General features: G+C 55.3%; 15 protein-coding genes. 7 read left to right on the forward strand and 8 right to left on the reverse strand.

Annotated features, from left to right (window positions below; all coding sequences use genetic code 11):
- The first annotated feature begins 75 nt into the window (after window positions 1-75).
- On the forward strand, window positions 76-1,650 hold the full coding sequence (locus tag NZ823_16470) for a cytochrome c biogenesis protein ResB (GenBank protein ID MCS6806722.1): 1,575 nt from the start codon (window positions 76-78) through the stop codon (window positions 1,648-1,650).
- On the opposite strand, the gene aspS is transcribed toward NZ823_16470, so the two are convergent.
- From aspS to NZ823_16485, 3 genes are all read right to left on the reverse strand, one after another.
- On the reverse strand, window positions 1,643-3,424 hold the full coding sequence (gene aspS, locus NZ823_16475) for an aspartate--tRNA ligase (protein ID MCS6806723.1): 1,782 nt from the start codon (window positions 3,422-3,424) through the stop codon (window positions 1,643-1,645). The genes NZ823_16470 and aspS overlap by 8 nt on opposite strands.
- A gap of 92 nt (window positions 3,425-3,516) precedes the next feature.
- Window positions 3,517-4,050, reverse strand: coding sequence for a gamma carbonic anhydrase family protein (locus tag NZ823_16480; GenBank protein MCS6806724.1), 534 nt, complete (start codon window positions 4,048-4,050; stop codon window positions 3,517-3,519).
- A 155-nt stretch (window positions 4,051-4,205) separates the two neighbouring features.
- Entirely contained in the window at window positions 4,206-5,567 is a 1,362-nt protein-coding gene (locus NZ823_16485) for a cysteine synthase (GenBank protein ID MCS6806725.1), read from the reverse strand.
- Between the two features lie 195 nt (window positions 5,568-5,762).
- Here NZ823_16485 and pip point away from each other — a divergent pair, with 195 nt between their 5' ends.
- Both pip and NZ823_16495 read left to right on the forward strand, forming a co-directional pair.
- Window positions 5,763-6,713 (forward strand): prolyl aminopeptidase, encoded by a 951-nt coding sequence (gene pip, locus NZ823_16490; GenBank protein MCS6806726.1) that lies wholly within the window; start codon window positions 5,763-5,765, stop codon window positions 6,711-6,713.
- Window positions 6,714-6,723: 10 nt separating this feature from the next.
- On the forward strand, window positions 6,724-7,560 hold the full coding sequence (locus tag NZ823_16495; GenBank protein MCS6806727.1) for a hypothetical protein: 837 nt from the start codon (window positions 6,724-6,726) through the stop codon (window positions 7,558-7,560).
- 73 nt (window positions 7,561-7,633) lie between these two features.
- Here the strand turns inward: NZ823_16495 and NZ823_16500 are convergent, their stop codons facing one another.
- From NZ823_16500 to acnA, 4 genes are all read right to left on the reverse strand, one after another.
- Window positions 7,634-7,939 carry a hypothetical protein gene (locus tag NZ823_16500; GenBank protein MCS6806728.1) on the reverse strand — a complete coding sequence of 102 codons (306 nt, stop codon included), beginning with the start codon at window positions 7,937-7,939 and terminating at the stop codon, window positions 7,634-7,636.
- A 22-nt stretch (window positions 7,940-7,961) separates the two neighbouring features.
- The gene (locus NZ823_16505) at window positions 7,962-8,147 is read right to left on the reverse strand and encodes a hypothetical protein (GenBank protein MCS6806729.1); all 186 of its coding nucleotides are present in this window, start codon (window positions 8,145-8,147) and stop codon (window positions 7,962-7,964) included.
- The gene (locus NZ823_16510) at window positions 8,134-8,391 is read right to left on the reverse strand and encodes a nucleotidyltransferase domain-containing protein (protein ID MCS6806730.1); all 258 of its coding nucleotides are present in this window, start codon (window positions 8,389-8,391) and stop codon (window positions 8,134-8,136) included. The genes NZ823_16505 and NZ823_16510 overlap by 14 nt, the downstream gene beginning before the upstream one ends.
- A gap of 247 nt (window positions 8,392-8,638) precedes the next feature.
- Window positions 8,639-11,317, reverse strand: a complete 2,679-nt coding sequence (acnA, locus tag NZ823_16515; protein MCS6806731.1) for an aconitate hydratase AcnA — start codon at window positions 11,315-11,317, stop codon at window positions 8,639-8,641.
- A 462-nt stretch (window positions 11,318-11,779) separates the two neighbouring features.
- On the opposite strand from acnA, the gene NZ823_16520 reads away from it, so the two are divergent.
- The 4 genes from NZ823_16520 (at window position 11,780) to NZ823_16535 (ending at window position 15,746) form a co-directional block, all read left to right on the forward strand.
- Window positions 11,780-12,856 carry a hypothetical protein gene (locus NZ823_16520; protein MCS6806732.1) on the forward strand — a complete coding sequence of 359 codons (1,077 nt, stop codon included), beginning with the start codon at window positions 11,780-11,782 and terminating at the stop codon, window positions 12,854-12,856.
- A gap of 184 nt (window positions 12,857-13,040) precedes the next feature.
- A complete protein-coding gene (locus NZ823_16525) occupies window positions 13,041-14,090 on the forward strand; it encodes a M4 family metallopeptidase (protein ID MCS6806733.1) in 1,050 nt (349 codons plus the stop codon).
- A gap of 78 nt (window positions 14,091-14,168) precedes the next feature.
- Complete coding sequence (locus NZ823_16530) at window positions 14,169-14,426, forward strand: hypothetical protein (protein MCS6806734.1); 258 nt, start codon at window positions 14,169-14,171, stop codon at window positions 14,424-14,426.
- Between the two features lie 111 nt (window positions 14,427-14,537).
- On the forward strand, window positions 14,538-15,746 hold the full coding sequence (locus tag NZ823_16535) for a hypothetical protein (GenBank protein ID MCS6806735.1): 1,209 nt from the start codon (window positions 14,538-14,540) through the stop codon (window positions 15,744-15,746).
- Window positions 15,747-16,371: 625 nt separating this feature from the next.
- Here the strand turns inward: NZ823_16535 and NZ823_16540 are convergent.
- Entirely contained in the window at window positions 16,372-17,403 is a 1,032-nt protein-coding gene (locus NZ823_16540; protein ID MCS6806736.1) for a tetratricopeptide repeat protein, read from the reverse strand.
- Window positions 17,404-17,526: the final 123 nt, after the last annotated feature.

The following is a 17,526-nucleotide window of genomic DNA, read 5'->3' on the forward strand; positions in this document are numbered from 1 at the left end:
CCCCGGCCTATTTGACAGACTGCACAACGAGGCTTATGATAGCCCTCTATATTTTGCGTTCAAGGAGAGAGGTTGATGGCAGAAAGCAATACCCAAATCAATGTCGAACGAGAAGCGATTGCGGCGCCGCGGCCTTCGATCAACCTGATAGATCGCGTCCTGGGCTACCTGAGTTCGGTTCGGCTTGGTATTACCCTGATGTTGGTGCTGATCTTTTTCTCCATCTTGGGCACTGTCATCATGCAATACAATATTGATGGCTTTGAGAAATACTATGCCTCATTGACGCCGTCCGAACGCCAACTCTATCACACGTTGGGATTATTCGATTTGTACCATACATGGTGGTTCAACACCTTGATGATTTTGTTTGCGCTCAATTTGGTGCTGGTCTCGATTGACATCTTTCCTAAAGCATGGCGATTTGTTGCTGAGCCGGCGGTGCGGGTTACGCCGTCGTTTGTGCGGTCGCAGCCGGTTCATCGTTCATTTCAGTTGAGCAGTGAGCAGGGCGTGATTGAGCGGGTGACTGAAGCGATGCGCGCGCTCCGCTACAAGGTGCAGGTCACACGGGATGAAGCCGGCGTGACGGTCTTTGGTCAAAAGGGTGTTTGGAACCGATTCCTGGTGTTTGTGGTTCATATCGCCGTCATCATCATCTTGGCAGCGGCGTTTGTTGGGAGCCGTTGGGGCTATGAGGGCGTGATCCCGTTGGCGCCGGGTGAGTCAACTAATACCATGCGTATATCCGGCGCGCCGATCCTGGGCATTCCTGATCGCACTCATACGCTGCCGTTCCAGATGGAATGCACTAACATTCGCGTGGACTTAAAAGATCCTGACGGACCGCTGGCGCAGGGCAATTTTCGCAATTGGTATACGGACGTGACGTTCATTAAGGATGGTCGGCGAGAGCCAGCGACAATCTATCTGAACCATCCGTATGATTACGAAGGCTATCGGTTTTTCCAAGCCAGTTTTTCTCCTAATGGTGGCGAAGCTAGCGACGTTACTGTTGATATTCAAGCGCCCGATGGCACGGTCCGCACAGTGAAGCTGGAACGCAATAAACCTGTTACCGTTGACGGCATCGGTCAAGTGACGTTCACCAAATTCCGCGCCAACGTACTGAATGACGCTCCCGAAGCGCAGGATTACAGCCGACCCGTCGCCAACTTGGAGATCGTCAAACCAAGCGGTGAAAAGACCTCAACGGCGGCGTTCACGGCTGAAACGTTGGAGCTGATCAAAAAGCAGAGCGCCATGGCGGAGATGGTCGCCCGCCTCCCTGTTGATGGACACACGTTTGTCCTGAAGGAATTTTCGCGGACCCCAGCATTCCATGTGCTGCAGGTGCAGTATGACCCGGGTGTGGACTGGACATACTTTGGCTACTTCTTGTTGTGCGCCTCGCTCGTGGCGGTGTTCCTCTTTTCGCATGAACGGATGTGGGCCGTGATTGAGAACAAGCCGGATCAGCCGCCTGCCTTGCATCTGGGTGGTCATACCAATCGGAACCAGTTGAGCTTTGAAAACAAGTTCACTCGTTTTGTTGAGCAACTGGGGATTCCGGGCGCTGCGGAAATCACCGACAAGAACAACACGGCGCAGGCCGCGCCGGCTGAGGCTGACGAGAAAAATCCTACTTGATTGCCCGTGCATCAGCCGGCACAATCGCAATGCCGAGTTCTTGAAGTTGCGCTTCGGAGACTTCGCTGGGCGAATCAATCATCAGATCGGTTGCATTGGCTGTTTTGGGAAAGGCGATGACTTCGCGGATGGATTGCTCGCCGGCCAGTAACATCACCAATCGGTCGAGTCCGAGCGCAATGCCGCCGTGCGGTGGCGCGCCGAATTCCAGCGCGTCCAACAGGAATCCAAATTTTTGTCGCGCGCTTTCTTCGGTCAATCCGATTGCGCGGAAGACCCGTTGTTGCACGTCGGGTCGGTGAATTCGAATAGAGCCGCCGCCCAATTCAACGCCGTTGAGCACCAGGTCATAGGCTTTGGCCCGTACCGACGCTGGGTCACTTTCCAGTCGGTCGAGGTCTTCGTCCATCGGCGAAGTGAATGGATGATGCATGGCGTTCCAGCGGTGATCATTCGGGTCCCATTCAAACATGGGAAAATCGGTGATCCAGAGAAAGTTGAACAGCCGTGTGTCAATCAGTGATTCGCGTCGCCCGATCTCCAATCGCAACGCGCCGGCAGCAGATAATGTGTCGTCTTTGCGTCCACCCACCAGCAGAATGGCATCGCCTCGCTGCGCTCCTGCTGCGCGCGCGATGCTTTCGACGCCGATGTCGCCGAGTGATTTCATCAGCGATGATTTAGTTTCCGGCTCTTCCAACTTGATCCAAGGCAGACCGTCCACGTCGTATCGCCTGACCAGTTGAGCGAGTTCGTCCAACTGCTTGCGCGTGTAGCGGGCGCCGCCGGGCACGACGATTGCTTTGACCAAACCGCCCTGCTCAACAGCGCCGGCAAACGGCGTAAACGCGCTTCGTCGGAACGGCTCGGTCAGATCAACCAATTCAAGGCCAAAGCGAGTGTCGGGCTTATCGCTGCCATAGCGGTCCATTGCTTCGGCATAGCTCAGACGGGGAAATGGCGTTTCGACGCGGACGCCGATCAGGGCGCATAGTTGCTGCATGAGGGGTTCGATCAACCCGATGACGTCGTCGCGGGTGGGAAACGCCATCTCAATGTCCAATTGAGTGAATTCCGGTTGTCGGTCAGCGCGCAAATCTTCATCCCGGAAGCAGCGCACAATTTGGAAATAGCGGTCGTAGCCGGCCATGATTAACAATTGCTTGAACAGTTGCGGCGATTGGGGAAGGGCATAAAAGTGCCCCGGATGAAGCCGGCTCGGCACGATGAAATCGCGGGCGCCTTCCGGCGTCGTCTTAATCAGCATAGGCGTCTCGATTTCCAAGAAGCCTTGCTCATCCATATAGCGGCGAATCGCCAGTGCGACGCGATGACGCAGGATGAGATTCCGCTGCATGCGTGGACGACGCAGGTCCAGGTAGCGATATTTGAGTCGGAGTTCCTCACTGGTCTCGGCTTTGCTGTCATTCGCAACAGGAATCGGCGGCGTTTTAGCGGTGTTATGAATGAAGAGCTCGTCGGCGAGCACTTCGATCTCGCCGGTTTCGAGTTTAGGATTGACCGTTTCGGGTGGACGATGCGCAACCTGACCACGCACAGCGATCACGTATTCGCTGCGAAGCTGCTTAGCCAAGCTGTGTGCCTCGGCGTTGCGTTCTTCATTGAAGACGATCTGCGTGATGCCAAAGCGGTCGCGCAGGTCAATGAACGTCAGTGGTCCTAAGTCACGGCGGCGATGTACCCAGCCCGTCAGTACAACTTCCCGTCCTTCATGCTCGGCACGCAGCGCGCCGCAGGTATGAGTTCGTTTCATTTGGGATAAACTGGTTGACATAGCTCTCGATGATAGAACGCGCATCACCGACCGGCATGCCCCTGTTGGGCGTCGGCGCCGATGGATGCGGCTTATGAATTTTTCGACATCTGACCGGATTCGTTCAAATACGCATCCTTCAAGTAGAGATAGCTCTGGCAAGCCATTTCCATGCGCATGATGTCATCGTCGTTTAATGGACGAATGGCCTTCGCCGGTGAGCCCACAGCGAGCATGCGCGGCGGGATGACTTGCCCTGGGGCAACCAACGCTCCGGCAGCAACGAATGCCTGTTCTTCAACGACAGCGCCGTCCAAGACAATAGCTCCCATGCCGATCAGTGCACGGTCTTTCACCGTGCATCCATGCAGCACCACGTTGTGCCCGACGGTCACATAGTCACCGACAACCACAGGATAAATGCCTGTGACCACATGGAGCGTCGAGTTGTCCTGGATATTAGAGTGGCTGCCAATGCGAATAAAATACAAGTCGCCGCGAAGAACCACGCCCGGCCAAATCGAGCTGTTCTCACCGATGTGGACATCTCCAATGACGGTTGCTTGCTCATGAACAAAAGCAGTCTGTGCAATCTGCGGGTAGATGCCGTTAAACGGATGAATCATACGGGCGGAAACCCTAACACACCGGCTTGGAAGCTGGCAAGCTCGGTGGGTTGGGATAACAGTTCGGGGATGCACTGCAAAGGCGCAAAGGGTACAGAGAAAACTCGCTGAATATGGGATTGCCTCAGCACGCGGCGCGGCCGCTCGGTGAAATGCTAAGATTGCACGTCCAGCACATCATAGCGCGTGAGGATGCCAATGATCCGGCCATACTCCTGAACCAGCACAGCCGGAGAGTTTTTCAGACAACTGATCGCACGTTCCGTTTCCAGGTTCCCGCTGAGCACGGGGAACGGCGCTTCCATCACCTCGCTGACCGGTGCGTTGATCAATTCGCGGTTCTTGACGACTTTGCTCAGCAGTCGGCTTTCGCGCACGCTGCCGACAGATTCGCCGCCTTCCAGCACGGGCAGTTGCGACAAGCCATAGGTGTTCATCTTTTGCAGGGCATCGCTGACCAGATCAGTGGGCGCGACAGCAACCAGACTGGGCGTCATCGTTCGATCCTTGGTCTGCACCAGCAAGCCGAGTGTCATTTTGTCGAAGCCGAACATACGTTTCTCTCTCATCCACTCATCGGAGTGGAACTTCGTCAGGTAGCGTTCGCCGGTGTCACAGACGATGAACACGACTACATCGTTCTTAGAAAGTTGCTTGGCTATTTTCAGGGCCACCCAGGCATTCGTGCCGGTGCTGCCGCCGCAGAAAATACCTTCTTCACGACCGAGTCGTCGCGCCATGTGGAATGAGTCTTGGTCGGTGACATTGATAATCTCGTCAATGTATTCCATGTGGACGTTGGCCGGGATAATTTCTTGACCGATGCCTTCGACCAGATAAGGTGACGCTTCGGTCAATCGGCCGGTCTCTTTGTAGGTTTTGAAGACAGAACCATACGGGTCGGCGCCGATGACTTTAATTTTCGGATTTTTCTCTTTCAAGTATCGCCCGACGCCGCTGATAGTGCCGCCGGTGCCGATGCCTGAGACGAAATGGGTGATGCGACCGTCAGTTTGTTCCCACAGCTCTGGCCCCGTTGTTCGGTAGTGCGCTTCGGGATTAGCCGGATTGCCGTATTGGAATACGAGTATGGCGTTGGGAGTTTCTTCAGCGATACGCCGGGCCACGCTGACGTAATGATCGGGCGTGCCCGGCTTGGCCGCCACTGGTGTGATCACGACATCGCCGCCCAGTGCTTTCAGGTAACGGACTTTTTCTTGACTGCACTTGTCTGTCATGACGAAGATGGCTTTATAGCCGCGAATTGCGCAGACCAACGCCAATCCAATGCCGGTATTGCCACTGGTGGCTTCGACGACCGTGCCGCCCGGCTTGAGGCGACCTTCACGCTCAGCGGCGTCAATCATGGCAATGCCGATGCGATCTTTCACACTCCCACCAGGATTGTGAGACTCCATCTTGGCTAGCACGAGTGCATCTATGCCACGAGTGAGTTTGTTGAGCTTGACAAGCGGCGTGCGTCCGATCAGTTCCAGAACGCTATTTTTATAATCCATAGGCTTCCTCTCAGGCGATTGGCTTAATCTGGTTGGCTTAGCGTAGACAATCATGCGACAAAACGCAAGCTGCGTGAACGCGTCAACGTTGGTTGGATTGAGTGGACGTTTAACGCAAGCTGCGTGAACGCGTCAACGCTAGTTGCATTGAGTGGACGTTTAAGCTAGTCTGTTGCCTCAATTCAACAAAGGAGCATCAACATGGAACTCTTTCCGCCGATTGAACCCTATAACGAATTCTACCTGAAGGTGTCCGAGTTGCATACCATTCATGTTGAGGAATGCGGCAATCCGCAGGGCAAGCCGGTCGTCTTTTTGCATGGCGGGCCGGGCGGGGGCATTGATCCAATCTATCGCCAGTATTTCAATCCGGAGAAGTGGCGCATTGTGCTCTTTGATCAGCGTGGTTGCGGCAAGAGCACGCCATTTGCCGAACTGCAAGAGAATACGACGTGGGACCTTGTCTCGGACATTGAGCAAATTCGTATGCGCTTGAACATTGATCGTTGGGTCGTGTTCGGCGGCAGTTGGGGCAGTACGTTGGCGTTGGCCTATGCAGAGACGCATCCGGAGCGGGTCAAGGGGCTGATCCTGAGAGGCATTTTCTTGCTGCGTCGGAAAGAGCTGCTCTGGTTTTATCAAGAGGGAGCGAATTGGATTTTCCCCGACGCATGGGAGCATTATCTGAAACCGATTCCGCCGGAGGAGCGCGGCGACCTGATGCAGGCCTTTTACAAGCGTCTCACCAGTGATGATCCCGAGGTGCGATTGGAAGCCGCCAAGGCCTGGAGCATCTGGGAAGGCAGCACGAGCAAATTATTTCCCGACCCGGCGCTCATTGAGAAGTTTGGCAGCGACGAATTTTCTTTGGCGTTTGCGCGAATCGAGTGTCACTATTTTGTTCACGGTGGCTTTTTGCAGACAGACGATCAGTTGCTCCGGCATGTGGATCGCATCCGGCACATTCCCGGCGTCATCGTGCAAGGTCGCTATGATGTGGTATGTCCGATGACTTCAGCCTGGGACCTTCATCGGGCGTGGCCGGAAGCTGAGCTTCATATCATTCCGGATGCCGGCCATTCGATGACCGAGCCGGGCATTCGAGCCAAGTTGGTTGAGTACACCGAAAAATTCAGTGAGCTATAGGAGTTTGGTTATGCTCTCCAGTAGCGTCTGTTGCCGAAACGGAAAATCCGCAGACAGAGTGGCCTGGAGCGCCTTGCTGCGCATGGTTGCCGGCTGGTTTGTGGCAGGGGTATTGAGCACCGCTTGTGCCGACACCAAACAGTCACCCACAGCATCGTCTTCACCGGTTGCAGCGCCGCCGGCGGCGCAAACCAGCGCCGATGGCGCGATTCAACCGGCTGTCTCTACTCCACCATCAGGCGCGCCGGCCATGCAGACGATGGAAGTTGCCAAAGCCGTCATGGTGACCGTGCAGTTAGACTTCGGTCCCCGTGTCCCCACCATCGCCGAGGCGCTTCAATACATTGAACGACGCTATGTGCCTGATGACGGGCAGGGCCGCACGTTTGCCATCCTCGATGCTTACGGCGGGCCGACACCGGACGGAAAACTACACATGTCCATGCACGTGAGCAGCGAAAAGCCGGGACTCGGTTCGCTCGTCTTCAAAAAGACAGGCGAAATCCTATGGCAAGCTCGTATCCTGCCCGGCGCGCGCGTGGGCGGTCCGAAGAATCTCGGCATTTTGATTGACAATGGAGCAGGCAAGTCGCTGGTCGTGGATGGCTCGAACAATCCGGCGTCGGTGCTGGATGCCCGGATTCAAGGCTCCAACACGCTGGTCCGGGATATATGGCCGGACGGCGCCGAACGTGAAGTCACGTTCATCTACAGCGCCTGCGGTTGCCCGGTCAAAGCAATGGTTAAACGTGTTGGCGACAGAACAGTGCGCACCAAGGAACTGCCGGTGATGTTCCCCGATGATCCACCCGCCATGCAAGTCATCTCGCAGCTCATGCGGTGGTGATCATTCATCGTTGGTTTCACCAGTCGCTGCTGCGCTGGCTACGATGGCAGTTCCAGAGATCATGGGGTGGTGATCATTCATTGTTGGTTTCAACGCCTGCGGCCAGTTCTCTCAGATAAGCCACAAACTGCTCGATTTCCGAGGTCAATTGGGCACTCACCTGGTTGATCTTTTGGACGAGCCGGGCAATTCGATCCGGGTCCAGCTCAAGCCCGTAGATGTTTCTGACGACATGGCGGAATCCAAGATATTCTGCAAGTTGTTTTTCTAATGACAGACTCATCACGGCGGGTCTGACTTGAGGGACATCCAACGCCATGCTTTGAAGAAGTCGAATCTGCCAATCGAACGTGCGTGGCCGACCGCCATTGATCTCCACGGCAATCTTCTCAAAAAGCCGTTCACAGCCGGTATAAAAAATTATGAAGCTGCAAAGCAGCACTTTCCAGAAAGTGGCCATGATCTTCCGGGGGAGCCGACTGCGCTTTTTCCCACACGTGTTGGAGTTCTTGAGCAACTCTGCGCACAAAGCGCAGTTCATCTTCAATCTCTGCAGCCAGTGTCAGCCAGCGTTCATGTTGCTTCATAGAGCGCCACCCCCTCCGCTTTGATTCGACGCTGAAAATAGCCGTAGCAGCTCTCAAGCGGTTTCAGGTCAACTGGAATATCGGTCAGCTCCCTCACCTCGGCCAAGGCATGGAAGTATTCTGCTGGGTCTAGCCGTTCGACTGCCAAATCAATATCCGAATCAAGCTGAAGTCGGTCTTTTACAACCGAGCCAAATAAGATCACCCGTCGCACGCGGTATCGTTCAGCCAGAAATTGGGCAATGCGTTGAGCGTAAGCCCACGCTTGCTGCTGGCGTCGCTCGGCGGCTTGCCGTTTTTGTCGAAGCCGTCGCCGCCAGCCTTCAATTTAGGATTTATATCGTTCGACGTTCGATTCCGACATACACATGCTTATCGTTCCCGCCTGCCTCAGTGGCCTGGGTTGGGTTTGGATATCGTATTGGCTTCGGACTTGTCGTCACCTTTGCTGTCGCGGCCGTGGCCACTGGTGCCACCGTCAGGCGGGACCCTCAAGCGTTGAGCGATTGAGTCATCATTTTCCGCAGCACTGTTTGCAAGATGCCGCCGTTCCGATAGTAGTCTACTTCGACGCGGCTGTCTGCCCGAGCCACAGCCGTGAAAATGATTTCGCTGCCATCGGCGCGTCGCGCTCGAATCGTGATTTCTTTACCCGGCGTCAGCGTGGCTACACCTTCGATGTCGTAGATTTCTTGACCGGTCAAGCTGAGCGTCTTGTAATTTTCGCCCGGCTTGAATTGGAGCGGCAGCACGCCCATGCCGACAAGATTGCTGCGATGGATGCGTTCGTAACTTTCCGCGAGGACGGCTTTCACGCCCAGTAGGAATGTGCCTTTGGCCGCCCAGTCGCGCGAGCTGCCTGCGCCATATTCCTTGCCGGCAATGACCAGCAGCGGCGTCCTCTCCTGCTGATACCGGAGCGAAGCTTCGTAGATCGTCATCTGCTCGCCGCTGGGCAGATGAATCGTCACGCCGCCTTCCGTGCCGGGGACGAGCAAATTCCTCAGTCGGATATTGGCGAACGTGCCACGAACCATGACTTCATGATTGCCGCGACGCGCGCCGTAGCTGTTGAAGTCTTTTGGCTCAACGCCACGCTCGATCAGATAACGGCCAGCCGGTGTCGTAGTGGGAATTGAACCGGCCGGCGAGATATGGTCTGTGGTGACCGAATCGCCGAGCATCACCAACACCCGCGCACCGTGAATATCGGCCAGCGGCGCTGGCTCCGGCGTGAGGTTCTGGAAAAACGGCGGTTGTTGAATGTAAGTCGAATCCGCGTCCCACTGGTAGAGGTCGCCTGTAGGAGCCGGCAATGCCGCCCATTGTTCATCGCCCTGGAAGACGCTTGCATATCGTTCTTGGAACATGGCCGGGCTCAGGACACTGCTCATCGTCTGACGAATTTCGTCCTGCGATGGCCAGATGTCGCGTAAGTAGACGGGCTGGCCGTTTTGATCGTGGCCGATAGGCTCGTTGTTCAGATCAATGTTCACTGTTCCGGCCAGCGCATAGGCGACGACCAGCGGAGGCGACGCTAGGTAACTCATCTTGGCGAGCGGATTGATGCGCCCTTCAAAATTCCTATTGCCGCTCAACACAGCCGCGACGACCAGGTCGTGTTCTCTGATTGCTTTAGCCACAGGCTCTGGTAGTGGCCCACTGTTGCCGATGCAGGTTGTACACCCATAGCCGACCAGATGAAATCCCAATGCATCCAGATAGGGCGTCAATCCGGCTTTCTCCAGATAATTCGTCACCACACGTGATCCGGGCGCCAGGCTAGTTTTCACGCTCGGCTTGACCTTCAATCCACGCTCGACAGCTTTCTTGGCCAGCAATCCGGCACCGAGCATCACCGATGGATTCGATGTGTTAGTGCAACTGGTAATCGCTGCAATGACCACTGAACCATCCGTCAGTGTATCTTTGTTACCGTTCATCTGAACCTCAATCTGAGGCGATGTGGCACGGTTTTTCAGGAACGTCGGGAGCACCTCGTGCACCGACGATTTCATGTTGCGCAGCGGCACACGATCCTGAGGCCGGCGCGGCCCAGCGAGCGATGGTTCAACAGTGTTCATGTCTAGTTCAATTGTGTCGCTGAACATCGGGTCTGACATCTGATCGGTGCGCCAGAGTCCTTGCTCTTTGCAATAGCGTTCGACCAGATCAATCAGCTCATGACTTCGTCCGGTCAAGCGCAGGTAATTGAGCGTTTCGTCATCAACCGGGAAGAAGCCCATCGTCGCGCCGTATTCCGGCGCCATGTTAGCCACGGTGGCGCGGTCGGCCAGACTCAACCGGCTCAAGCCCGGCCCGTAGAATTCGACGAACTTGCCGACAACACCCTTCTGGCGCAACATCTGGGTGACGGTCAGTACCAGATCGGTGGCGGTCGCCCCTTGCGGCAATTCGCCGGTGAGCTTGAAGCCCACGACTTCAGGGATGAGCATGTAAAGCGGCTGAGCCAGCATGCAGGCCTCAGCCTCGATGCCGCCGACACCCCAGCCGAGCACGCCCAGTCCATTAATCATCGTCGTATGCGAGTCAGTGCCCACGAGCGTATCAGGGAAGGCCACCATCCGGCCATCCAGATGGCGGAGCTGGACGACGCTGGCCAGGTATTCTAAATTCACTTGGTGCACAATGCCCGTGCCCGGCGGAACCACGCGGAATCCCTCGAAGGCTTGCTGCGCCCAACGCAAGAACATGTAGCGTTCGCGATTGCGTTCGTATTCCAACTTCACGTTCGCTTGGAAGGCTGTCGCTGAGCCAAAGAAATCAACTTGAACCGAGTGATCAATCACCAAATCAACCGGCACGACCGGATTGATGCGTTTCGGGTCGCCGCCAAGTTGGTGCACGGCGGTCCGCATCGCTGCTAAATCGGCAACGCAGGGCACACCGGTGAAATCTTGCAGAATGACACGTGCCGGGATAAATGGGATCTCGCGCGCCTCAGGCTGAGGTTGCCAGCGCGCTAATGCAGTGACGTCATCTTCGGTGACCAGATGACCATCACAATTTCGTAGAACATTCTCCAGAAGAATTTTGATTGAGATGGGCAGGCGCCCCAGATCGGACAAGCCCAGCTCCGTTAGGCGATGAAGACGGTAGTAATGAATCGAACCATGCAAAACTGCGAGTGCGTCAAACGGGTTATGCATTTTTATAACCTCCCATTGGTTATTCGTCAGTTGTTGGAGTAAACGTAAAGTAGCACAAATCAGCGGCGATGTCATCGGAACAACGCCCGCTTGCAAGCGCGTGCAACGAACCAATAACGTGATGCTGCGCGGTCAACGCGCTGGAGACCACGGCCGCCTCGCCTCCTCCGACCCTTTTGATCTGCGAGACTCATGCTTCCTGATGAAAAAGTTTTTTGTCGGCGTGAAGGATTTTTCCCGTTGATTTACGTCTTTTATGACGAGGGCAGAACATGCGCTCACATGTTCCGATGGAGCTTCTTGTGAGAGAACTGAAGGCCAACCAGCCGCCAAACGACGCGAGTGCTTGCCGGTCATCCACCGCGTTTATTTGGATTTTGGATGAAACAGGGAGCAGATATGAAAAGGGGAGCAGGTTTGACTGACATCAAATCGAAGTTGGGATGAAACAAGGGAGCAGATATGACTGACATCAAAGTCGCATTCTGGAATTTGCAAAATCTGTTTGACATCACAGCATCGCCAATCGCCGCGGACATGGAATTTACGCCGGCTCACGGGTGGACTCAAGCCGCGCTCGACGCCAAAATCAACAACCTCGCCCAGATCATCAATCTCATGCACGGCGGGCAAGGGCCGGATTTGCTCGGGATATGCGAGATTGAGAATGAAGCGTTGGTCAACCGGTTGATTGCGGCGACCGGTCGGACCGACCTCAAGGTTGCCGCCTACCAGGATAGCCCTGATATTCGCGGGATTGATGTCTCACTGATTTACTCCGATCGAGTCTTTCAACAGGATCAAGGAGCTGCCAGTCACCTTGTGCACCTGCGCTATCCGACCCGTGATATTTTTGAAGTGCCGCTAACGGTCAAAGCGAATCAAGCCAAGCTGCGCGTCTTGGTGAACCATTGGCCGTCGCGCCGACAGGGTCGGTGGGAGACCGAGCCACTGCGGATCACCGTGGCTGAACATTGTGGTCGGCTGATTGATCAATATCTAAAACTAAAGCGCGACGATTTCCTCGCGTTGCCCAATACGCCAGCCAGTCTGACTCATTTGAACACACTGTGGAACCGAAATGTGATTGTCATGGGAGATTTCAACGACGAGCCGTTTGATCGAAGTCTGCTTGAATATCTGCAAGCGACCAAAGACCTCGATCTGCTCGAAGAGGCTATCAAAAAGGGCAGCGGCGGCAATCAAATTCCTACAGCCAAGACCTATCTTGGCAAGAAAGCGTACTTGTTTAACTGTATGTGGGCGAGCTTGGGTCAATCTGACACAGGTTCGTTTTATTTCGGTGGCGATCAGGATACGCCGAAGCCATCACATACGATGAACCTGTTGGATCAGTTCATCATCTCGCGTGGGTTGTATTATGGCGAACAAGGGTTGAAGTTGAATCTGCCGTCAGTGGAGATTTTCACGCCGCCGATGATGACCACGCCAAGCGGTCGTCCGCGACCATTTGATCGCCATACAAAGAAAGGCTACAGCGACCACTTTCCAATCCAGTGTGTGATCCAGATTGTGTAAGTGAGTCACCAGCGGGGCCTTCCCAGTGGCACTGGCAATCCGCGTAAGGCGGTTGATCCAGGCCATGTGAGCTGAGTCACCAGCGGATGATTTGGCGCTACCCTGCATCTCTATGGCACGAAGCATTTCACTTGGCATGCTGACTATCAGCGCTTACTGTCCAAACAAATCCCAAGGAGGAACTATGCAGAGCAGTCGCACTCCATTTCATTGTTTCGTTCCACCGCACATCCTCGATCACATGATCGAATCACCAGACCCGCAGATTCGCCGCCAGGCCGTTGATACCATCGCGGTGGGAGCAGAAGCGCGAGCCATGCGGGCAACCTTACGTACGCTGCCGATCATGGCTGCGATTCCTTCACCGGCAGCGACCAAGTATCGTCTGATATATGACATGAAGCAAAAGCGGTCTCCACTGCCCGGCAAGTTGGCGCGGTCTGAGGGAGAGCGGAAAGTGAAAGATCAGGCTGTCAATGAGGCTTACAACAACGCGGGGCACGCTTACGATTTTTACAAGAAAGTATTCAATCGGAATTCAATTGACGACCAGGGGATGGCGCTAATCGCATGTGTGCACTACGGTCGCCGTATCAATAACGCGTTTTGGAATGGCGAGCAGATGCTTTACGGCGATGGCGATGGAACCATCTTCGTTGGGTTCACCAAGTCATTGGATGTAGCTGGCCATGAAATGACGCATGGCGTCCTGATGTATGAATGCAATCTGATTTACCAGGGCGAGCCGGGCGCGCTTAACGAGCATTTCGCCGATGTGATGGGCACGCTGATCGAACAGTGGCGCAGGAAAGAAACGGTCGAGCAGGCCAACTGGCTCATCGGTGATGAAATCATGGGGCCTGGCGTCACGGCCAAGGCGATCCGAACTATGAAAGCTGAGAGAGCTTACGAGAATGATCCGATCCTGGGCACTGACCCACAGCCCAAACACATCAAGCACAAATACACTGGACAAGCTGACAACGGCGGTGTACATATCAACTCCGGCATTCCCAATCATGCTTTTTACCGAGTGGCGATCGAGCTGGGTGGGTATGCCTGGGAAAAAGCCGGCTCGATCTGGTACAAAACAATGAGAAAGCTACACGCCAAAAGCAATTTCCAAGAAGCCGCTCAAACCACTTATCTGGTGGCAGGGGCAGACTACGGCAGGGGCAGTAAAGAACAAAAGGCAGTGAAAGCCGCTTGGGCGGCTGTAGGGATTTACGTGTGACCGTTTGCGGTCACTGACACACAAGGTGAAGCGATGAAGGTGACTTTCCGACAATCTGGGGGCTTTGCAGGGCTGACCATGGAATGCGAGCTGGACACAAACCAGTTGCCCGGCGATGAGGCCAAAACGCTGCGCTCGCTGGTCAAGCGGAGTAAGCTGGAGACAATCAAAAAAGCTCGACCGGCTAAAACCCCTGACGCGATGACCTACGAACTGACGGTCGAAACGAGCGAAGGTCTCTATCATGTTTCCTTCGATGACCTGAACGTGCCTCAGGCCGTCGAACCGCTGCTCAGTTTTTTGCAGCGTCGAGCCAAGCCCCGTCCGCCGAGATAAGGCTGCTCAGTGTTGGTTTACCACGTCGGCGCTCCGCCGGTGCCGGTAGTGGTGTTTTTGCAGTCTGCAAGTCGTTCCCTCTTGTCGCTTGGTTGTATTGAGGAACAAGTGATGAAGCAGTCAGATCTTCGCCGATTCAAAGACCTTCCACCAAAACGACGCGCGTTGCAGGCGCTCCTGTTCGGCGCTGAACTTCATAAAGCACGCCCAAAGAAAATGGCGAAAGGTCAATTGCCGCACGCGTTGAAGACTGACGCGCTTGGCGTCGCCGGTCCTGTGCTGGAAAAATTGCATGGCGTGGCCAGGCCGGTGACGAAGACGGCCCCGACGCTGCATGGCATACTGAAGAAGAAGGCGACGAAGAAAGCTAGCGATGTCGTCTTGTCGCCGCGCGAGCGAAAAGCGCACGCGATAGCCGCGCTGCGAAAAACCAAAGGAGAGACCATCCACGACGTGGCATTGCGCCAGTTGGCCGTCGGCATGTTTGATCGTGATCCGCTGGCTCGCGCCTGCGCCGCCTATGCCTACTGGCAGGCCACGCAGGCTGATCACGTCGTTGTTCCTATCTTGCGGAAGGTCTTGAAGGAAAGTAAAACGCTGGAGGAATTCGAGGTCGCGGCGCATTGTCTGGCCAAGATCAATCCCAAGCTCGTGAAGCGATACATGGGGCCGGCCAGATACGACAAGCCGGTGAAGATGAAGCGTCGAGTCAAAGCTTTGACAGCAACCATCCCCGCTTCTATGACAGTCATCATTCACGGCACGTTCGCTGCTCCGCAAGACGACGACACGAGACCGCGATGGTACGCTCCCGGTGGCGATTTTCACCAGTACGTCAAGCAGCATCTTTACGCCGATGTGTACAGCGGCGCCGATTATTTCTTCTGGAGTGGGCGCTACGCAGCCACCGAGACCGGCCTGCGCAATATCTGGAGAGAAGCGGCCAAGAAGCTCCTCCAGTGGTGTCAGGCTCACCCGGCGCAGATGTACCGGTTCCTGGCGCACAGCCACGGCGCCAATGTGGTCAATATGGCGACGGCGATAGGACTGCAAGCCTGTACGTTGATCCATCTGAGTCCGCCGGTGCGGCCTGACCTGCTGCCGGTCATGGCGAACATCTCTAGCCGACGCTTCTTCACAATTCGACCTCGAATTGATCTGGTGGTGACCATTGACGGCGGGTGGCAGGATTACAAGAACACGTCGGTCAAGACGTTCGAGACTCGCAAAATTTGTTCACTGATTGGCCATGATGATTCTCATGATCCGACCATCTGGCAGCAAAAAGCGATGCCGCAACTGATCCAAGGTGTTTGCTAGGAGAATCGCCCGCGAGTTCCCGATCGTCACGACGGATGAAAAGTTTGTGGGAACCGTCACTGCCCAACCCCACCGCGCCTTGAGGAGGCGCCACCGCTGCTGCATCGGCTCGTTCATGCTGTCCAATCGCTGGCTACGAACACGCCCGTCTCTGCGCGTCTGCAACGCGCCACTGCTGCTCGCGCGGCTGTTGCGGGACGTTGCACGTCTGGCAACGTTGTCCGGGGCCGCTTGCACGGCCTCCGAATCCTAACCAACCATCATGACGGTGTCATAGAAATTGGCACGGCAAATCGGAGCGTGCGGCTTGGGAATTCTGCTCCTGCTCTCCATGTCGCTTCATCAAACATGGCCTTTCTTCGGGCAATGGCACTAAATTGGTCACCTTGGTGGACTCCTCATACCGAGGGCGGTTCGCTTCATCAAACATGGCCCTTTTTCCGGACTACTGGTATCAACCTCATCAATTGGCTACAACCGGCGCCGGTGGTGCTGCTGTGTGACGAAATGGGCACAAACTGGCTGGGCGCGGGCGGCACAGGCCGTGACCGGTTCAACGCGCTCAGAATCATTCAATTTTCCGGGGCCTGAGCACGCGCTGGTCAAGGCTCAGCAGCATAGGAGTTCAGCGCGCTCGAATTTGTTCAATTTTTCGACGCACCTCTTGAGCATCAGGGGCGTTAGGCAATTCGTTCAAATAAGCTTCAGCATGAGCCAAAGCTTGATGCTTGTTTCCTTTTCGCAGATAGAGGTTGGCCAAGTACAAATGCACAAAAGCGCCTTCTGGTGGGAAACTGAGCTCAATTGCTTTCTTCAAGCATTGTTCAGCGCGGTCCAATTCTCCTGTCTGCATCAGGCTGACTCCAGTCCAGGTCAATGCCTGCCAATGAGTCGGCGCCAGTTGCAGGGCTCGATCCAGATGGACGAGCGCCGCTCTATACTCGTGTTGTTGGGTGAGCAGGTAGCCTAAGTTGATATATGGTTCGGGCAGTGTTGGCTGAGAGCTGACAGCCCGCAGGAATTCCGTATAGGCTTCTTGCAGCCGACCCATCCGGAGATACTGCACGCCAAGATCATTGCGTGCTTGCGTGAAGTCGGCATGGAGTTCCAGCGCCCGTTGCAGGTGCTGAATCGCTTTTTCTCGTTGACCTTTGGCCGATGCTTCAACGCCTCGTTGATATTCACGCCGGGCTGATTTCGGGATGTTTTTTTGCAGTTCAGCCGCCGATATGACGCCTGACCTCGGATGCCGAGCGACGTGATGCTCTTTGGGTCGCAGGTAGACGTCACGAGTTTCGATGGCATCTCGGTCATAGTAGAGCTCGATTCGCTCAATCGTCGTTTCGTATTGTTCGTCCGCTTCGACGACCAGCTCATAGGTTCCATTTGGCAAGTCCTTCAACTCGAAGAAGCCCATCCCATCGGTGTAGCCTTCGCCGATGATTTCGTGTGTGCTTCGGCGGAGGATGAAGCGGATGTTGCGGTCAATTTCGCGTCCGCTGGGCTGACGGATGCGTCCGCGAATCAAGTGCCGAGGTCGTTGCTGCTGAGTCCGGTCAAGCGGATTGCTAGGGGGATTATCGGTGTTTTGTTGCAAAGGCTCTAGGGAGGTTGGGCTAGAAACGAGCAGCAGCAAGATCGCCAAAACAACGCTCATACGAATGACCCGTCAAAAAAGAGAACGCGCGGGTGACGCCGCGCGGCTGTTAGCTATCAGCGCATATACCGGCCCAATGTCCAACGGCTGCCTTCCATCTGATCGTTTGTTGTGCATTGTCGC

It is taken from the genome of Blastocatellia bacterium (assembly GCA_025054955.1).
In the GTDB taxonomy this organism is placed as follows: domain Bacteria; phylum Acidobacteriota; class Blastocatellia; order HR10; family J050; genus JANWZE01.

Excerpts from the sequence above, each read along its gene's own strand:
- NZ823_16495 (MCS6806727.1), top strand. The coding sequence starts at position 6,724 with ATGCTCTCCAGTAGCGTCTGTTGCCGAAACGGAAAATCCGCAGACAGA.
- NZ823_16530 (MCS6806734.1), top strand. The coding sequence starts at position 14,169 with ATGGAATGCGAGCTGGACACAAACCAGTTGCCCGGCGATGAGGCCAAA.
- NZ823_16470 (MCS6806722.1), top strand. The coding sequence starts at position 76 with ATGGCAGAAAGCAATACCCAAATCAATGTCGAACGAGAAGCGATTGCG.
- acnA (MCS6806731.1), bottom strand. The coding sequence starts at position 11,317 with ATGCATAACCCGTTTGACGCACTCGCAGTTTTGCATGGTTCGATTCAT.
- NZ823_16535 (MCS6806735.1), top strand. The coding sequence starts at position 14,538 with ATGAAGCAGTCAGATCTTCGCCGATTCAAAGACCTTCCACCAAAACGA.
- NZ823_16520 (MCS6806732.1), top strand. The coding sequence starts at position 11,780 with ATGACTGACATCAAAGTCGCATTCTGGAATTTGCAAAATCTGTTTGAC.
- NZ823_16540 (MCS6806736.1), bottom strand. The coding sequence starts at position 17,403 with ATGAGCGTTGTTTTGGCGATCTTGCTGCTGCTCGTTTCTAGCCCAACC.
- NZ823_16525 (MCS6806733.1), top strand. The coding sequence starts at position 13,041 with ATGCAGAGCAGTCGCACTCCATTTCATTGTTTCGTTCCACCGCACATC.
- aspS (MCS6806723.1), bottom strand. The coding sequence starts at position 3,424 with ATGAAACGAACTCATACCTGCGGCGCGCTGCGTGCCGAGCATGAAGGA.
- NZ823_16485 (MCS6806725.1), bottom strand. The coding sequence starts at position 5,567 with ATGGATTATAAAAATAGCGTTCTGGAACTGATCGGACGCACGCCGCTT.
- NZ823_16480 (MCS6806724.1), bottom strand. The coding sequence starts at position 4,050 with ATGATTCATCCGTTTAACGGCATCTACCCGCAGATTGCACAGACTGCT.
- NZ823_16505 (MCS6806729.1), bottom strand. The coding sequence starts at position 8,147 with ATGAAGCAACATGAACGCTGGCTGACACTGGCTGCAGAGATTGAAGAT.